General features: G+C 39.3%; 13 protein-coding genes. 8 read left to right on the top strand and 5 right to left on the bottom strand.

Annotated elements, in window-relative coordinates:
- Positions 1 to 78 precede the first annotated feature (78 nt).
- On the top strand, positions 79 to 243 hold the full coding sequence (locus PATL70BA_RS16165) for a hypothetical protein (RefSeq protein WP_172596068.1): 165 nt from the start codon (positions 79 to 81) through the stop codon (positions 241 to 243).
- Between the two features lie 13 nt (positions 244 to 256).
- Here PATL70BA_RS16165 and PATL70BA_RS02655 read toward each other — a convergent pair whose 3' ends face one another.
- From PATL70BA_RS02655 to gltB, 4 genes are all read right to left on the bottom strand, one after another.
- Complete coding sequence (locus tag PATL70BA_RS02655) at positions 257 to 1261, bottom strand: GGGtGRT protein (protein WP_125135928.1); 1005 nt, start codon at positions 1259 to 1261, stop codon at positions 257 to 259.
- A 19-nt stretch (positions 1262 to 1280) separates the two neighbouring features.
- On the bottom strand, positions 1281 to 1973 hold the full coding sequence (locus PATL70BA_RS02650; protein WP_125135927.1) for an iron-sulfur cluster assembly scaffold protein: 693 nt from the start codon (positions 1971 to 1973) through the stop codon (positions 1281 to 1283).
- 363 nt (positions 1974 to 2336) lie between these two features.
- On the bottom strand, positions 2337 to 3803 hold the full coding sequence (locus tag PATL70BA_RS02645; RefSeq protein WP_125135926.1) for a glutamate synthase subunit beta: 1467 nt from the start codon (positions 3801 to 3803) through the stop codon (positions 2337 to 2339).
- 12 nt (positions 3804 to 3815) lie between these two features.
- Entirely contained in the window at positions 3816 to 8339 is a 4524-nt protein-coding gene (gltB, locus tag PATL70BA_RS02640; protein WP_125135925.1) for a glutamate synthase large subunit, read from the bottom strand.
- A 512-nt stretch (positions 8340 to 8851) separates the two neighbouring features.
- Here gltB and PATL70BA_RS02635 point away from each other — a divergent pair.
- From PATL70BA_RS02635 to gdhA, 3 genes are all read left to right on the top strand, one after another.
- Positions 8852 to 9697: a sulfide/dihydroorotate dehydrogenase-like FAD/NAD-binding protein gene (locus tag PATL70BA_RS02635; protein ID WP_125135924.1), complete on the top strand. Its 846-nt coding sequence runs from the start codon at positions 8852 to 8854 to the stop codon at positions 9695 to 9697.
- Positions 9690 to 11084: an NADPH-dependent glutamate synthase gene (gene gltA / locus PATL70BA_RS02630; RefSeq protein WP_125135923.1), complete on the top strand. Its 1395-nt coding sequence runs from the start codon at positions 9690 to 9692 to the stop codon at positions 11082 to 11084. Before PATL70BA_RS02635 ends, gltA begins: the two co-directional genes overlap by 8 nt.
- A 167-nt stretch (positions 11085 to 11251) precedes the next feature.
- Positions 11252 to 12586: an NADP-specific glutamate dehydrogenase gene (gene gdhA / locus PATL70BA_RS02625; protein WP_125135922.1), complete on the top strand. Its 1335-nt coding sequence runs from the start codon at positions 11252 to 11254 to the stop codon at positions 12584 to 12586.
- 130 nt (positions 12587 to 12716) lie between these two features.
- Here the strand turns inward: gdhA and PATL70BA_RS02620 are convergent, their stop codons facing one another.
- The gene (locus tag PATL70BA_RS02620) at positions 12717 to 13577 is read right to left on the bottom strand and encodes a YihY/virulence factor BrkB family protein (protein ID WP_125135921.1); all 861 of its coding nucleotides are present in this window, start codon (positions 13575 to 13577) and stop codon (positions 12717 to 12719) included.
- A 141-nt stretch (positions 13578 to 13718) separates the two neighbouring features.
- On the opposite strand from PATL70BA_RS02620, the gene PATL70BA_RS02615 reads away from it, so the two are divergent.
- The 4 genes from PATL70BA_RS02615 (at position 13719) to PATL70BA_RS02600 (ending at position 17877) form a co-directional block, all read left to right on the top strand.
- Positions 13719 to 14450: an MBL fold metallo-hydrolase gene (locus tag PATL70BA_RS02615; RefSeq protein WP_125135920.1), complete on the top strand. Its 732-nt coding sequence runs from the start codon at positions 13719 to 13721 to the stop codon at positions 14448 to 14450.
- 107 nt (positions 14451 to 14557) lie between these two features.
- Positions 14558 to 15160: a superoxide dismutase gene (locus PATL70BA_RS02610; RefSeq protein ID WP_125135919.1), complete on the top strand. Its 603-nt coding sequence runs from the start codon at positions 14558 to 14560 to the stop codon at positions 15158 to 15160.
- Positions 15161 to 15441: 281 nt separating this feature from the next.
- Positions 15442 to 16458 carry an extracellular solute-binding protein gene (locus PATL70BA_RS02605; RefSeq protein WP_172596067.1) on the top strand — a complete coding sequence of 339 codons (1017 nt, stop codon included), beginning with the start codon at positions 15442 to 15444 and terminating at the stop codon, positions 16456 to 16458.
- Positions 16459 to 16467: 9 nt separating this feature from the next.
- Positions 16468 to 17877 (top strand): ABC transporter permease, encoded by a 1410-nt coding sequence (locus PATL70BA_RS02600; RefSeq protein ID WP_125135917.1) that lies wholly within the window; start codon positions 16468 to 16470, stop codon positions 17875 to 17877.

Below are 17877 nucleotides of genomic sequence, written 5' to 3'. Positions count from 1 at the left end.
GGTCTAGCAAAAATGAACACATACTGCTTTATTTATATTCTCTTCAAAAAGTTTAAGATAAAGTTGGGATAATTTTATATGGCTCTTACCAACATCGACCATGAAGTTCCTGGAGCAGACTGTGTGACTGAAGTGGAGCAACATGGATGTTGCTCGTCGACTTTTGGTGCATGGATGCACCAATCGGAGACCGTAGTCATACAGACTGTGGAAGGGTTTTCATGGGACCTACTAGCCAATTAACCAAATTTTATTCTTAAGCCTTCCTCATAGCCTCTTCGACAGCAACAGCAACCGCAACAGAAGCACCAACCATAGGGTTGTTACCCATTCCGATTAATCCCATCATCTCAACGTGAGCAGGAACTGAAGAAGAACCAGCAAACTGAGCATCAGAGTGCATTCTACCCATAGTATCTGTCATACCATAAGAAGCTGGACCAGCACCCATATTATCAGGATGTAAAGTTCTACCAGTACCACCACCTGAAGCAACAGAGAAGAATTTCTTACCAAGAAGGTTACATTCTTTCTTGTAAGTACCAACAGTAGGGTGTTGGAAGCGAGTAGGGTTAGTTGAGTTTCCTGTTATAGAAACATCAACGCCTTCAGCATGCATAATAGCAACACCTTCAACAACATCATCAGCACCGAAGCACTTAACAGCGCCACGAGGACCATCAGAAAAACGTGTTTCTTTGATCACATTAAGCTTGCCGGTAGCATAATCAAGCTCAGTCTCAACATGTGTAAAACCGTTGATTCTAGAAATCATATAAGCAGCATCTTTTCCAAGGCCATTTAAGATAACTCTAAGTGGGTTGGTTCTAACTCTATTAGCGCTCATAGCAATACCAATGGCACCTTCAGCAGCAGCAAAAGACTCATGACCGGCAACCAAAGCAAAACATTGTGTTTCTTCTCTAAGAAGCATAGCAGCTAGATTACCGTGACCGATACCAACAGCTCTTTGATCAGCAACTGAACCTGGAATACAGAAAGCCTGTAGGCCTTCACCAAGCGTTTCAGCAACGTCAGCAGCAGCAGTTTGACCTTTTTTTATTGCAATAGCAGCACCTAAAGTGTATGACCACAATGCGTTATCAAAACAGATAGGTTGAATGCCTTTAACGATTTCATGAACATCAACGCCTTTGTCTAAACATAATTGTCTGGCATCTTCTAATGTACCAAGCTCATATTTTTCAAGTACTGGCGTAATTTGATTGATTCTTCTATCATAACTTTCAAATAACATGATTTTATTCCTCCTGTATATTCTATTCGTGTCTTGGGTCTATGACTTTAACAGCTTCGTTAAAACGACCGTATTGACTCGTTGCTTTTTCCATTGCTTCATTAGCATCTATACCTTTAGCAACCATTTCCATCATTTTTCCAAGATGAACAAATCTGTATCCGATGACTTCGCCATTAGCATCAAGTCCCATACCGACAACATAACCTTCAGCCATTTCGAGGTAACGTACACCTTTAGCACTTGTGCCATACATCGTACCAACTTGTGATCTTAATCCTTTACCAAGGTCTTCAAGGCCAGCGCCAATAGGTAGGCCACCTTCGGAGAAAGCTGTTTGCGTTCTACCATAAGAAATTTGTAAGAAAAGTTCTCTCATAGCAACGTTGATGGCATCACAGACTAAGTCCGTGTTCAAAGCTTCTAGAATAGTTTTTCCTGTTAGGATCTCTGAAGCCATAGCAGCAGAATGAGTCATGCCTGAACAACCAATGGTTTCGATTAGAGCCTCATGGATAATACCTTCTTTTACGTTAAGGGTTAATTTACATGCGCCTTGTTGAGGTGCGCACCAACCGATACCATGTGTTAAACCGGAAATATCGGTAACATCATAAGCTTTGACCCATTTTCCTTCTTCTGGAATTGGAGCGGGTCCGTGAATTGGTCCTCTTGAAACTGTACACATATTTTCTACTTCATGTGAGTAAATCATATTGGATCTCCTTCCGTTACATTAATTGTATGGTTAAGGCGTCAAAAACCCTTTAACCATTGTATAAAAATTGACAAATTTATATCTCTAATTTGAACTCGTAATCGGTCATAATTAGAGGTAAGGTTAGGAAGATTCTATGATTGTGAGATTAGTAATCATTTTATCAGCCAACCTATAAATTGTATGTAACATACCTAGAACATTTTATCATGAATACCATAAATATTCAAAGTAAATATAGATAAATCGTTAAAAAATTATTTAGTGACAAAACCACAGTGGTTATGGCCATTATAAAAGGTCTCTAAGCTTTATTCACCTAGAGACCTCATTGACATTGAAGTTATTCTATAATTAAAACTATTTCAAGGTACTTCTAAGATAGGTTTCACCCATTAAGAATTTATCCACCTCATAAGCCATATTTCTTCCTTCTGAAATTGCGTGTACAACCAAAGATTGGCCACGTCGCATGTCACCGGACGTGAAAATACCGGGTATGGAAGTTTGGAAAGACCGGTCACTTGCAACATTACCTCTTGAGTCGTATTCTACACCAAGATCATCCAAAAGTCCGGTATGTTCAGGGTGCAAGAAGCCCATTGCAAAGAGAATCAAGTCAGCTTCAAGGGTAAATTCACTGCCTTCTATTTCTTTCATCGTGTAACGACCATCGACATCTTCCCAAGCCAGTCTTACACACCTAAGTCCAGTCACTTCGCCTGTATCATTACCGATAAAAGCTTTGGTACCGACTGAGAACTCACGAATATCTTTGTTAAAGGTTGCTTCTGCTTCATCATGAGAAGAAGAAGTCTTGTAGAGTCTAGGGAATACCGGCCAAGGTTGTGTAATATCACGTTCCTTTGGAGGCATCGGTAATAATTCAAGTTGCGTAACATCAACAGCACCTTGTCTCAGCGATGTACCGATACAGTCAGAACCGGTATCACCACCGCCAATCACCACTACTTTTTTGCCTTCAGCGGTAATCGCTATGTCTTCTGGAATCTGCCCACCGGCTACCCGTTTATTGGATTGAGGTAAGAAATCCATAGCGAAATGGATACCACTAAGATCACGACCGGAGATGGTTAGATCTCTAGGTTCGGTTGAACCACCGGTTAAACAGATAACATCAAAATCGTTCTTTAGAGTATCAACGGGGATATCGACTCCAACATTGGTACTGGTTCTAACTTGAACCCCTTCAGCCACCATTTGGTCAACCCTTCTTTGAATGTAGGATTTTGGTAACTTATAGTCCGGTACACCGTATCTTACAGCACCCCCGATTGCATCCGAACGTTCGAAAAGCGTAACGCTATGTCCGACTCGAGCCAACTGTTGAGCTGCTGCCATGCCTGCTGGGCCTGAACCGACGATAGCTACTGTTTTACCGGTTCGAATGGCAGGTGGTTCCGGTTGAATCCAACCTTCGGCCCAACCTTTTTCTGCAATAGCTAGTTCAATGTGCTCGATGGTAATCGGGTCTTTAATCAGTCCAAGGACACAACCGCTTTCACAGGGTGCAGGACAGATTTTTCCTGTGAATTCCGGGAAGTTGTTGGTTGTGTGTAAGACTTGCAAAGCTTTTTTCCATTGGTTGTTATAGACCAGATCATTAAAGTCCGGAATGATATTGCCAAGAGGACAACTTGATGAGCAAAAAGGGATACCGCAATCCATACACCTTGCAGCTTGAATCGTAATCTCGGTTTCATCAACAGGTATGAAGATGTCATCAAAATCAGTGATTCTTTTATCAGCAGGCTGATAACTACCATTATTTCTATCAAATTCCATAAATCCTGTAACTTTACCCATTCTGATCACCTCCTAATTGATGACTGCCGCAGCAGCTTTTTTCTCAAGAACCAGTTTATATTCAGGTGCAATAACTTTCACAAATTGTGCTACATAAGCGTCAAAATCAGTGAGTATACGTTTGCCTTTAGGGCTGTTCGTATAGAGTACATGTTTTTCGATTAGGGATCTTAGAAGTGCTTTATCTTCATCTGTTGTGACCTTTTCGGCTGTAACAATTTCAAAATTACACTTGTTTTTTATAAAGGTTTCATCCTCGGCAAGAACAAAAGCTTGTCCGCCTGACATACCGGCACCAAAGTTTCGACCGGTTTTCCCAAGAACAACCACTGTTCCTCCTGTCATATATTCGCAACCATGGTCACCAACACCTTCGATAACAGCCACGGCACCGGAATTTCTAACACAGAAGCGTTCACCTGCCATACCGTTAATATAGACCTCACCGGAAGTAGCACCATATAAAAGAGTGTTACCCACAATAATATTGTCTTCATAGGAGAAGTGCGCTGATTTTGCAGGGTACACGATGATTTTAGCACCGGATAGTCCTTTGCCCATGTAGTCATTACAATCACCTTCTAGTTCAAAAGTCATACCTTTGACACCAAAAGCACAGAAGCTTTGGCCTCCAGAACCGATAAATTTATAATGAATACGATCTTCAGGTAGGTTCTCACCTTTGGTGGAGGTGGAAATGTGTCCGGCAAGCATTGTTCCGACGGTACGGTGTACATTCCTAATGTCATACTCTTTATAAACATTTTCTTCATTATCCAGTGCAGGAAGGGCATCTTTGATAAGTTGTCGGTCAAATATATGTTCTAAACCATGGGCCTGAGCGGTGGAACAATACGTTCCGATACGAGAAGGAAGCTCCGGCTTATAAAGAATAGCATTAAAATCAATGCTTTTTGATTTCCAGTGCAGGAGTTCCTTATTGGGCTCAAGTTTATCCACACGACCAACCATTTCGTTTATAGTTCTAAAGCCAAGTTGAGCCATGATTTCTCTCAGTTCTGTTGCAATAAAAGTAAAGAAATTGATGACATGCTCAGGTTTACCTGTGAAGAATTTACGTAACTCAGGATCCTGAGTAGCAACACCTACAGGACAGGTATTTTTCTGGCATTTACGCATCATGATACATCCGGAAACGACTAAGGCTGCGGTTGCAAAACCAAACTCCTCAGCACCAAGCAGAGCAGCAATGGCAACATCTCGACCGGTTTTCATCTGGCCGTCAGCCTGAACAACAATACGACTACGTAAGTCATTCATGAGAAGCGTCTGATGTGTTTCTGCAAGTCCGAGCTCCCAAGGTAGTCCGGCATATTTAATCGAACTTATGGGTGCTGCACCGGTTCCGCCATCACAACCGGATATAAGAACGACATCAGCGTGGGCTTTTGATACACCTGCAGCAACAGTACCTACGCCTACTTCGGAGACAAGCTTAACATTGATACGTGCTTTATCATTGACATTCTTTAAGTCATAAATCAGTTGGGCTAAGTCTTCAATAGAGTAGATGTCATGATGGGGCGGTGGAGATATTAAGGCGATGCCTGGAGTTGAGTGACGTACTTTTGCAATGGCTTCAGAAACTTTATGACCGGGTAGGTGGCCGCCTTCTCCAGGTTTAGCGCCTTGTGCCATCTTGATCTGGAGCTCTGTACAATTAACCAAATATTCAGTAGTGACACCAAAACGACCGGAAGCCACTTGTTTTATGGAACTTCGTCTGCTTTGATCAAATAGTCGATCAAGACTTTCGCCACCCTCACCTGAATTGGATTTACCCCCAATTGAATTCATGGCTTTTGCCAGTGTCTCATGGGCTTCAATACTGATTGAACCAAAAGACATAGCACCGGTTGCGAAACGTTTTAATATGTTTTCAATAGGTTCAACTTCATCTATATCAATCGGGTTTGATGATTTGAACTTTAATAGAGCACGAATGGTGTTGAGCTTTTCTGCTTGATGATTAATCAAACCTGAATATTCTCTAAAAAGCTTCATATCATTGGTACGGCATGCATGTTGTAACTTGTGTACCGTTTCAGGATTAAAAAGATGTGCTTCTCCGCCTACACGCCAGGAATACTCACCACCTTCAAGCAAATTAATGTAAGGATTGCGTAGCGTATTAAAAGCAGCATTGTGACGCATCATAACCTCTTTAGCAATAATATCTAAATCAATACCTTCGATTCTTGAAGCAGTACCTGGGAAATAATTGTTAACCACATCAGAACTTACGCCCAAAGCCTCGAAAATCTGAGCACCATGATAACTTTGCAATGTACAAATACCCATTTTTGAGAAAATCTTTAATAGACCATTGTTCAATGCTTTTACATAGTTCTTTTGTGCATCGGTTATATCGATGCTTTGACCTTCCATATACAAACCTGAATGGACAAGACTTTGAATACTGTCAAAAGCAATGTATGGGTTTATTGCATCGACACCATACCCAATTAACAAAGCCATATGCATAACATCTCTAGCATCACCGGTTTCGACAATAAGGTCGACTTTTGTACGAAGCTTCTTACGAATCAGGTGATGGTGCACACTTGCAGCTGCAAGAAGAGACGGAATAGGTGCATGATATTTATCTACGTTACGGTCTGTTAGAATAATCAAGTTGTAACCGGCTTTAATATTTTCTTCAACATTCTGGTTCAGGATGTCGAGCGCATTTTTGAGATCCACACCGTCTTTATTCGCATGGAAAACAGCAGGAACTTTTACGGACCTGAAATCTTTATGACGAATATGAACGATTTTTTCAAAGTTTGCATTATCTAAAATAGGTTGTTGTAGTTCTATAAAGTTAATATTGACAGAAGGGTCCAGTTCACCCAATATGTTGCCACGATCACCAAGGAGTTGAATTAAAGACATAACAAGTTTTTCTCGAATTGGATCAATGGGTGGGTTGGTAACTTGAGCAAACAACTGTCTAAAATAGTTATATAACAGCTGAGATTTGTTAGAAAAGACAGCCAAAGCGGCATCATTACCCATGGAGCCTATTGCTTCTTTGCCATGAAGGACCATTGGTGCGATAACTTCTTTAAGCTCTTCTTCTGTATAACCATAGACTTTTTGGAGTTGCGTTAAGCGGTCAGCACCAAGGGAAAGTATAGCATGAGGTACTGGCAATTTAGATAATTCTATCTTATTTCTTTCAACCCAAGCCTTGTAAGGCTTCTTAGTAGCAAGCGTAGACTTGATTTCTTCATCGGAAATGATTCTTTGTTCTTCGGTATCAATGAGAAACATTCTACCGGGCTGCAAGCGACCCTTTTCAACAACCGTGTCAGCTTCAAAAGGTAAAACACCGGTTTCTGAAGCTAGAACGACAAAATCATCTTTCGTTATCAAATATCTTGCAGGACGGAGACCATTTCGATCAAGAACGGCACCAATCTGCTTACCGTCGGTAAAGGCAATAGCTGCAGGACCATCCCAAGGTTCTAGAAGTCCGGCATGATATTCATAAAAGCCCTTCTTATCTTCATCCATGGATTCGTGGCCTTGCCATGCTTCAGGCACGAGCATTGCAACAGCATGGGCCAAAGACTTGCCGCTGGCAAGAAGAAGCTCAAGCGCATTGTCAAGGTTAGCAGAATCAGATCCGGAAGGTTCGATAATAGGGAAAAGTTTTTTGATATCATCTCCGAATACATCAGATTCCAGAACACCTTCTCGGGTATTCATCCAGTTGACATTACCGCGTAATGTGTTGATTTCACCATTATGAGCCAGATATCTAAAAGGCTGCGCAAGGTCCCATGAAGGGAAAGTGTTGGTACTGTAACGTTGATGTACCAAAGCGATGGCGCTGACCATATCTTTATCTTTTAAATCAGTAAAAAAATCGGGTATTTGATGGGCCAACAGTTGGCCTTTATAAATCATGGTTTTTGATGAAAGGCTAACGACATAAAAGGCTTCCGTGTAGGATTTTTTTGCATCGCGAATACGTTTTTCAACTTGCTTTCTGAGAATATAGAGTTTACGTTCTAAGTCGGCGACAGCAACGTCTCCTCTGTCGATAAAGAGTTGATGTACCATAGGGCGTGTGCCACTAGCGGTCAAACCACATGCTTTTTCATTAATTGGAACATTACGCCAACCAAGAAGTTTAAGACCTTCGTCTTGAATAACCTGTTCAAAGATACCTTCACAGTAGAATCTTGCATTGGGTTCTTGAGGCAAAAAAACCATACCTACGCCGTAGTGGCCTTCGGATGGTAATGTAAAATCCAATTCTTGACTAACTTTGGTCAAAAACTGGTGTGGTATTTGGATAAGGATGCCGGCACCGTCGCCTGTATTAGGATCTGCGCCGACAGCGCCGCGGTGATGTAGATTAACGAGTACTTGTAAACCTTTCTGCACGATACTGTGAGATTTCTTTCCTTTTATATGGGCTACAAATCCTACACCGCAGTTATCATGTTCAAACTGAGGGTCGTATAAGCCTTGCTGCTTTGGTAAACCGTAAGTGTCCTTCATTATATAGTGCCTCCTAACATGGTATCATTATATTTGGTTGGAACGGGTCCAATTTAATCATAGGGTAAGGAAAAGATAGTAGAAACATTATAGCATGATTTAATTTGAGAATCAATACTAAGAAGTCGAAAAATGCAAGATAATCAAACACTTATTTCATTTATGACGGCAAAAAAGAGACGAAGATAATTGTTTATATGTTTTATTAAGCACATAAAGTGGCGTCAATAAAGGGATTATGGGCGTAGTATTAAAAGGAAACACTATAAATTCATAAATGCAAGAAGTTAAAAATAATCATTCAAAAAACAAGGGTGCGTATTTAAGAAATGATGAATAATTAAAATAATATCTAAAATATAGGAAAAAGTCATAGAAAATAAGACCCACGCTCACCATATTCTAAGCCTTATAACATGGACTTTTGGTTGACGTAAGGCTTTTTTGACTGTAAGATATATATTAATGCAATATAGTGTTGTTTAACTTGCAAAAACCAAGGAGGCTAGAGCATGTATAAAATTGTGAAAAAAGAAGCATTGAATACGACGGTAAAGCTTCTTGAGATTGAAGCGCCATTAATAGCAAAAAAAGCACAGCCTGGGCAGTTTATCATACTTAGAACCGATGAAGAGGGTGAAAGAATACCCCTTACCATTGCCGACTATGACCGTGAAAAGGGCACTGTCACGATCATATTTCAAGAGGTAGGTAAAACAACAAAAGTATTAGGCGCTTTGAAAGTTGGGGACAAAATTCTTGATTTTGTAGGACCTTTGGGGAGAGCTTCCCATTTAGACGGGTATAAAAATGCTGTCGTTATAGGTGGTGGCCTAGGATCAGCCATTGCTTATCCTCAAGCAAAGAAATTGCATGAAATGGGGACGAAAGTTACGACCATAGCAGGTTTTAGAAACAAAGAACTGATTATTCTTGAAAAAGAAATGTCAGCAGTGAGTAATCAGCTGTTTGTTACAACCGATGATGGTTCTAATGGTAACAAAGGATTTGTTACAGATGAGCTCAAAAAATTAATTGATCAAGATGCTTCCATTGATCTTGTTATCGCCATTGGCCCATTGATAATGATGAAGTTTGTGAGCCAGTTAACCAAGTCCCATGGGATTAAAACGTTAGTAAGCATGAATCCGGTTATGATTGACGGTACCGGCATGTGTGGTGGATGTAGAGTGACAGTGGCTGGTGAAACGAAGTTTGCTTGTGTAGATGGACCTGATTTTGACGGGCATGAGATTGACTTTGATGAAGCAATGAGAAGACAAATGATGTACAAAGAGCAAGAAGCTGAGAGTATGGAGCAACACAATTGTCGTTTAGGAGGTATCATAGATGGCTAATATGTCATTAAAAAAAGTAAGCATGCCGGAGCAAGATCCAAATGTGAGAAATCGTAATTTTTTAGAGGTAGCCCAAGGCTATACAAAAGAACAAGCAATAGAAGAAGCAAATAGGTGCCTTCAATGTAAGACTAAACCATGTGTAGCAGGATGCCCTGTCATGGTTCAGATTCCTGAGTTTATTAAGCTGGTAGCTGAAGGTGATATGGAAGCGGCATACCATGTTATTAAAGAAACCAATAGTCTACCGGCAGTATGTGGAAGAGTATGTCCACAGGAATCACAGTGTGAGTTACTTTGTGTAAGAACAAAAAAAGGTGAAGCGGTAGGAATTGGTAGACTGGAGCGTTACGTTGCTGACTGGTATATGGCTCATAGAGAACCTGAGATTAAAAAACCAATCACCAATGGTAAAAAAGTGGCGGTTGTTGGAGGAGGACCGGCAGGCCTAACTTGTGCCGGTGACCTAGCAAAAGAAGGCTATGAAGTAACGATATTTGAAGCGTTTCATGCAGCTGGTGGTGTTTTGATGTATGGTATTCCGGAATTTAGATTACCCAAAGCATTGGTACAAAGAGAAATAAAAACATTAAAAGACCTAGGTGTAGAAATAAGAACCAATATGGTGATTGGAAAAGTATTATCATTAGATGAATTGCTTGAGGATGGTTATGAGGCAATTTTTGTGGGATCAGGAGCTGGGTTACCAAGCTTTATGAAAATACCAGGGGAAAATCTAAACGGAGTCTATTCTGCTAATGAATTTTTGACCCGTGTTAATCTGATGAAAGCTTATAAATTCCCTGATTGTGATACACCGGTACGCGTAAGTAAAAATGTAGCCGTTGTAGGTGGTGGGAATGTTGCTATGGATGCGGCAAGAAGCGCCAAGCGTCTTGGTGCGGAAAATGTCTACATTGTATACAGACGATCAGAAGAGGAACTTCCTGCAAGAGCTGAAGAAGTCCATCATGCTAAGGAGGAAGGTATCAAGTACAAACTATTAAACAACCCAGTTGAGATTCTTGGCACAGAGAAAGGTTGGGTCAAAGGTATGACTTGTGTGACAATGACCCTTGGTGATATGGATGCATCCGGAAGGCGACGTCCTATCGTTCAAGAAGGATCGGAGCACATATTGGATGTTGAGACGGTTATTATTGCCATCGGTCAAAGCCCGAATCCAATGATTACATCCACCACACCGGATCTTAAGACTCAAAGTTGGGGTGGAATTATTGTTGAAGAGTCCACAGGGCTTAGTAGTAAACAAGGTGTATATGCCGGTGGTGATGTTGTGACAGGCGCTGCAACAGTTATACTAGCTATGGGTGCCGGTAAAGATGCTGCAAAAGCGATTGATACATATATTAAAAGTAAAAAGTGATGCATAAAAGGTTAGTACATTACAAATGAACTGTGGTATAATTTTAATGGTGTAAAGTGCAGAAGTGTTCATAGACATTTACGCTTTATAATCATGTAAGGTTTTTAGGATGACCTGAAGATGATAGCACTATAGCTGTATCTACAAACAAGGATAAGGAGAATAATATGAACTATTTAACGGACTTAATGGGACAAGTAGTGAAAAGAAATCCAGGAGAACCTGAATTTCATCAAGCAGTTAAGGAAGTATTGGAGTCACTGGAACCTGTGGCTTTAAAGCATCCTGAATGGGTTGAAGCGGGAATATTCGACAGACTCGTAGAGCCTGAGAGACAAATTATCTTTAGGGTACCTTGGGTATCCGATGATGGAACGGTAAATGTAAACAGAGGATTTAGAGTGGAATTTAACAGTGCAATCGGCCCATACAAAGGTGGCTTAAGATTTCATCCATCGGTATACGTAGGGATTATCAAATTCTTAGGATTTGAACAGATACTCAAAAATTCACTAACAGGCCTGCCTATTGGTGGCGGCAAAGGTGGTAGTGACTTTGATCCTAAGGGTAAATCCGATAGAGAGATTATGAACTTCTGTCAAAGCTTTATGACGGAGTTACAAAGACATATCGGTCCGGATACGGATGTTCCTGCTGGCGATATTGGTGTTGGCGGAAGAGAAATCGGTTATATGTATGGTCAATATAGAAGAATTAGAAATGAGTTCACAGGTGTTTTGACGGGTAAAGGATTAACTTATGGCGGTAGTCTTGCGCGTACGGAAGCAACCGGTTATGGTATGTGTTACTTTGTAGAAGAGATGTTAAAGGCAAAAGGCAATTCTTTCAAAGGCAAAACAGTCGTTATTTCAGGATCAGGTAACGTTGCCATTTATGGAACACAAAAAGCCACTGAATTGGGTGGAAAAGTTGTAGCCCTTAGTGATTCAGGTGGGTATATCTATGATCCTAGTGGTATTAACCTAGATACCGTCAAACAAATCAAGGAAATAGAGCGTAAGCGTATTAGTGAGTACGTTAAACATCATCCTCATGCAGAGTATCATGAAGGTTGTGCCGGCATATGGACAATAAAATGTGACATCGCATTACCATCTGCCACACAAAATGAAATAGATGAAGCATCCGCCAGAATTCTTGTAGAAAATGGATGTATAGCGGTTGGTGAAGGTGCCAATATGCCATCAACACCTGAAGCGGTTGAAGTGTTCTTAAGCAATAAAGTGCTCTTTGGACCGGCTAAAGCGGCCAATGCAGGAGGTGTTGCTACTTCGGCACTTGAAATGAGCCAAAACAGTATGCGCTACTCTTGGACTTTTGAAGAAGTGGATGCCAAACTACAACAAATCATGGCAGATATATATAAAAATGCCAGTGAAGCGGCAAAAGAATATGGTGCTGAAGATAACTTAGTGATTGGTGCCAATATAGCAGGATTCTTAAAAGTAGCTGAAGCGATGTACGCACAAGGTGTTATTTAGAGAAGATATTTATTAGTGCGATAAAAGAACCAAAACCATAAAATAGAAGGACAAATGGGTTAGAACGTATACCCTTTTGTCCTTCTATTCTATTTGATAAAAGACCTTCATAGTAACATCTAGCTGTAAATTATACTTCGTGATGATGTTGATTTAAGTGCTTAAAATGAGAAGAAAGAAAAACAGCATTAATCTCTCCGCCTACCATAATTATAATGCTGATAAAATACAACCAAAGTACCAAGGCCATAAAACCGGTCAAACTTCCATATAAGTAAGACAGACTGGTAGAGTATTTAACATAGATGGAAAAAGCACTAGAGGCAATTATAAGACCAAAACTTGAAAATATGGATCCGGGGAGGACCTTGACAACACCTACTTGCACGGTAGGCGATAGATTATACAAAAATACAAAAAAGATCATGGAGAAAATCATGGTTATAGTAAACCGTAGCAAGTTTACAATGGGACTTATAAAAACAGGTAAAGTGATATAGTTTTCTATGAAACTATATATAGTATTACCAAAAACGATGAGCAATAATGAGAGTACGATTAAGAGGATAAAACCCAGTGTATAAAGTAAAGCAAAGAAGCGAAGCTTAATATAGGAACGAGTTTCAACAACATCATAAGCCTTGTTAAGTGCCTGAATAATAGCGAGAATACCTTTTGAGGCAGCCCACATAGCGATGATTATAGCTGCCGGTATTACTTGCGTAGATCGGTTTTGCTCAATATCTATAGCAATAGTTTGAATGGTTTCAAAAATTGGAGCTGGTAAAATGCCGATTAGATATTCGGTAATATTGGGATCGTTAAAGGATGTACTGGCCACAAAATCAGTAATCAAAATAATGAGAGGGAATAATGACAGAAGTAAAAAAAGCGTAAGCATAGAGGCCCAAGCCATAATATCATCTTTTTCAATTTTATCAATAAGTTGCTTTAGTTTCCCTATAAACTCAGTCATAAGTCTACCTTTCATTGTAGAAATTATGATTTTATTATAACATGAAAAATAAAAAAGTCATAAAGTATGTGAACTTAGTGAAACTTTGTTTTGACCCTACAACCATATATGGTAAAATTAAAAATAAAATAGGAAAAAGGATTCAAGTGGTGACTTATGAAACAGGAAAAGTTAAACAAGGATACGTATGCCTTTACCTTTGATACACTGGAAGGTTTTGAAACAAGTGTTTATGTCATAGAGAAAAAAGAACGTATATATATTGTCGACACCTTCTGCGGTCCGGATGCCATGATGCCAATCATAGAAGCATTTCCAACTATGAATACAAAAGAAGTGGTGGTTATCAACACCCACTTTCATTGGGATCATATTTGGGGAAATTGTGCGTTTGAAAATAACAAAATAGTCAGTCACCGGTTATGTAAACAATGGGTGAAGGACCAATGGAAGAAGCAAATAGTAGAAAACGGTACTTATCAAATGGGTAATGTTCAGATGGTGTTACCAAACATTACCTTTGAAGACAGATTAGAATGGGATGACCGTATTCTACTTTTTCACTCGCCGGGTCATACAACAGATAGCATATCCGTATTTGATCAAGAAACGGGTTTACTTATTGTAGGAGATAACTTAGAAATGCCTTTAATATATGTTGAAGCTTGGGATCTGGATGCCTATATTGCTACATTGAAAATATACACATCTCTAAACCCTAAAGAAATGACTGCCTCTCATACATTGCACATAGAACGCTACTGCTTAGAGGAAACTATCGCCTATCTTGAAGCCCTTAAGAAAGGAAGCTCCATTATATTTAAAGATGTGGTTAAACAAAAGATACATATGAGTAACTTAAATAACCTAAGAACAAGCCGTAATTAATAGATAATAATAATCATAATCAAAATGCTTGAATAATTCAATCGTGCGTGATATACTTGTTACAGATGCAATAGGAAACGAAATAGCAATAATAAGGAGGAATGTTTATGTCATTTCAATTACCGGAGTTACCATATAGTTATGATGCATTAGAGCCACATTTTGATGCCATGACCATGGAAATCCACCATAGTAAACACCATGCGGCTTATACAAATAATCTTAATGCGGCTTTAGAAGGCCAAGGGATTGATCAGTCAATAGAAGAGATATTGGCAAGTCTAAATAACTTACCTGTAGATTTACAGACAGCTGTACGAAACAATGGAGGCGGGTTCTATAACCACAGCTTATTCTGGAAAGGGCTCTCGCCGGATGGCGGAGGAAATCCAAAAGGTGCTTTAGCAGAAGCAATTGATGCAACTTTTGGTTCGTTTGAAGCGATGAAAGAAGCCTTTAATAAAGCAGCAGCGACAAGATTTGGCTCAGGTTGGGCCTGGTTAACTTTATCAGAAGGAAAGTTAGAAATCAGTTCAACCCCTAATCAAGACAGTCCAATTAGTGAAGGTAAGCAACCAATTCTAATTCTAGATGTATGGGAACATGCCTACTATTTGAAGTATCAAAACAGACGTCCGGATTACATCCAAGCTTTCTGGGAGATTGTTAATTGGGACGAAGCCAATCGAAGATTTGAATCATTTAAGTAAAACAAAGAGGCTAAGCCTCGTTATCTCGAAGAGATATTGTTACGGCAGGAAAGACGTCCTTAATCGTTAATGCGACGATTCAACGCATTAACAAAGAACAGACTTTCCTAGAGTAAAACAAAGAGGCTAAGCCTCGTTATCTCGAAGAGATATTGTTACGGCAGGAAAGACGTCCTTAAAAAAATTAATAAAAAACCTAATCTTTCTTAATAAAATTTGAAAGATTAGGTTTTTTTGCTGTATAATTAAAGTAGAAAAGTATCAAAAGGGGGATGAGAAAGTTGAATCGTGTACTTCAAGTGATAATACTCGTGATAATATTATCAATAGTACTTAATGGGTGTAAAGTTAATAGTCAGGAAGAAGTTGTTATTTATACTTCTGTTGATCAGATTTTTGCAGAAGATATCCTTGAAGATTTTGAAGATGAGACAGGTATCAAGGTGAAGCCTATTTTTGATGTTGAAGCAACCAAAACGGTTGGATTGGCAAACAGAATTATTTCAGAAAAAAACAAGCCACAGGCAGATGTCTATTGGAGTGGTGAGTTTGTTATGACCATTTTACTGGCTAAAGAGGAACTTTTAGAACCCTATGCATCACCATCAGCCAAGGATATACCTTCAATATATAAAGATCCTAACAATTTGTGGACAGGTTATGCAGGTAGAGCCAGGATAATACTGGTCAATACAGATTTAGTAAAACCGGAGGACTATCCAAATTCAATTTATGATTTCTTAGACACAAATAGAGATCCGGACAAGATGGCCATTGCCCAACCAATGTTTGGAACAACCATGACCCATGCAGCCGCCTTGTACGCTTGTTTAGGTGAAAAAGAGGGTAGAACTTTTTTTGAGAAAATAAAAGACCGCGGGGTCAAAGTGGTTGAAGGTAATTCAGTTGTCAGGGATATGGTTGTAAATGGTCAGATTGCTTTTGGACTTACAGATACAGATGACGCTTGCATAGCTGTAAAAAAAGGAGAACCTGTTGCAATTATCGTACCTGACCAAGACAATATGGGTGCTTTAGTGATACCCAATACAGTTGCATTAATCAAAGATGGACCAAATCCGGAAGCTGGTAAGATGTTGATGGATTATCTACTGAGTGAAAAAATGGAAAAAACATTAATAGAAGCGGGTTGGAGCCATATTCCCGTAAGGCCAATAGATCTAAGATCCGTTTGTATGTCAACAGAAGAGATTCTCCCTATGCATATTGATTTTGCTAAGATATATAATTATAGAGATCAAGTCAATCAAGATATGACTGAAATATTTGTGAAGTAGGTTAAGGCTATGATGAGTGTAAGGCAATTTGTTTTGCTTTATAAAACATTAGTATATGCTTTTACGACAGGGATACTGGTTATGCTGGTTGCTTTTTTTGCGACCAGTGTTTTATGGACAGCTTCAAAGGCTTGGTTCGATAGATATATGAAACCGCTATTTTTGGTATCTATGTCCATGGTTTTTGTGCCTTCGTATGTACATGCTTTGTCATGGATGGATATACTTTATAATATGGGGATAACAGGTCAAGTGGCAAGTATCTTAGTTATGGTCATGTCTCTATTACCCTTAGGCATCATGATGGCATTATTTGGGATGATGCTTGCAGAAGACAGTATGGTCGAAATGGGTCAATTGTATAGGAAAGACTTAGGTGTTTTGGTGAAGATCCTATTGCCTATGGCAAAACCTGGCTTGTTGGTTGGATTTGCAATGAGCTTCATATGGACGATTCAAGATTATAGTATTCCATCATTATTTTTTGTGAACACATATGCTTTGGAAATTTTTTCGAAATACAGTTCGACAAACCAACCTTTTTTACCTATTATAATATCGCTACCCATGATGTTCATCACCTTATTTGTATTATGGGCATTCATTTTGCAAAACAAAACCATAATTTCCGGTCTAAGAAAAGCCCTGACAAAAAGGGCGATGCCACTAAGCTTACCTTTTTGGATGATTGTATTACAATACATTGCCTTAAGCATGGTCTTAGTTCAAATTGTGGTGCCGCTGTTAAGCCTGTTGATTAAGGTTCAAACATGGGGTAATTTGTGGACATCTTTTTATTTAGCCTATGACGAGGTCATATTTACCATAATTTTAGGGGTGATGACGGCCAGTCTTTCTGTATTACTAGCAACGATTGTAACATCAAAAGTAGTGCTAATGGGTAAAAAAATTAAAACCATAATATGGATACTGCTAATTTTACCACTAGCGATACCAGCACCAACAGTTGGTATAGGGTTAAATGCTATCTTTAGCCGAGTCGGTATGGATTTTATATATGGTACATTATGGATGCCTATTTTAGCAAACCTTATTCGATTTTCATCTTTTGCTTGTTTGGTCATGACGGTACAACATATGAGACTAGATCAAAGTATGCTAGAAAGTGCAAAAATTTTTCAAAAGCATTGGTTTCATGGATTTTTTAGAGTGTATGTACCAATAGTGTTTCCGGGTCTATTGGCTTCTTTTTTACTTGTTTTTGTATTAACAATAGGGGAATTAAGTGCAACCTTGATTGTGGTACCAGCGGGTACGTCAACCATGACCATGAGGATATATAATTATTTGCATTATGGTTCATCACATCTTGTTGCAGGGTTATGTTTAGTCATATTGGGCATAGCCTTAGTAACCGGATTTATGGTTGTACATATATTAACAAAAAGCGAGGTGTAA

Source organism: Petrocella atlantisensis (genome assembly GCF_900538275.1).
GTDB classification, from domain to species: domain Bacteria; phylum Bacillota; class Clostridia; order Lachnospirales; family Vallitaleaceae; genus Petrocella; species Petrocella atlantisensis.
Note: the sequence above shows the minus strand (reverse complement) of the source record. Positions and strands in the feature narration are given on the sequence as shown.

What these genes read in the sequence shown, in the direction of transcription:
- PATL70BA_RS16165 (WP_172596068.1), top strand. Translation starts at nt 79, where the DNA reads ATGGCTCTTACCAACATCGACCATGAAGTTCCTGGAGCAGACTGTGTG.
- PATL70BA_RS02650 (WP_125135927.1), bottom strand. Translation starts at nt 1,973, where the DNA reads ATGATTTACTCACATGAAGTAGAAAATATGTGTACAGTTTCAAGAGGA.
- PATL70BA_RS02645 (WP_125135926.1), bottom strand. Translation starts at nt 3,803, where the DNA reads ATGGGTAAAGTTACAGGATTTATGGAATTTGATAGAAATAATGGTAGT.
- gltB (WP_125135925.1), bottom strand. Translation starts at nt 8,339, where the DNA reads ATGAAGGACACTTACGGTTTACCAAAGCAGCAAGGCTTATACGACCCT.
- PATL70BA_RS02635 (WP_125135924.1), top strand. Translation starts at nt 8,852, where the DNA reads ATGTATAAAATTGTGAAAAAAGAAGCATTGAATACGACGGTAAAGCTT.
- gltA (WP_125135923.1), top strand. Translation starts at nt 9,690, where the DNA reads ATGGCTAATATGTCATTAAAAAAAGTAAGCATGCCGGAGCAAGATCCA.
- gdhA (WP_125135922.1), top strand. Translation starts at nt 11,252, where the DNA reads ATGAACTATTTAACGGACTTAATGGGACAAGTAGTGAAAAGAAATCCA.
- PATL70BA_RS02620 (WP_125135921.1), bottom strand. Translation starts at nt 13,577, where the DNA reads ATGAAAGGTAGACTTATGACTGAGTTTATAGGGAAACTAAAGCAACTT.
- PATL70BA_RS02615 (WP_125135920.1), top strand. Translation starts at nt 13,719, where the DNA reads ATGAAACAGGAAAAGTTAAACAAGGATACGTATGCCTTTACCTTTGAT.
- PATL70BA_RS02610 (WP_125135919.1), top strand. Translation starts at nt 14,558, where the DNA reads ATGTCATTTCAATTACCGGAGTTACCATATAGTTATGATGCATTAGAG.
- PATL70BA_RS02600 (WP_125135917.1), top strand. Translation starts at nt 16,468, where the DNA reads ATGATGAGTGTAAGGCAATTTGTTTTGCTTTATAAAACATTAGTATAT.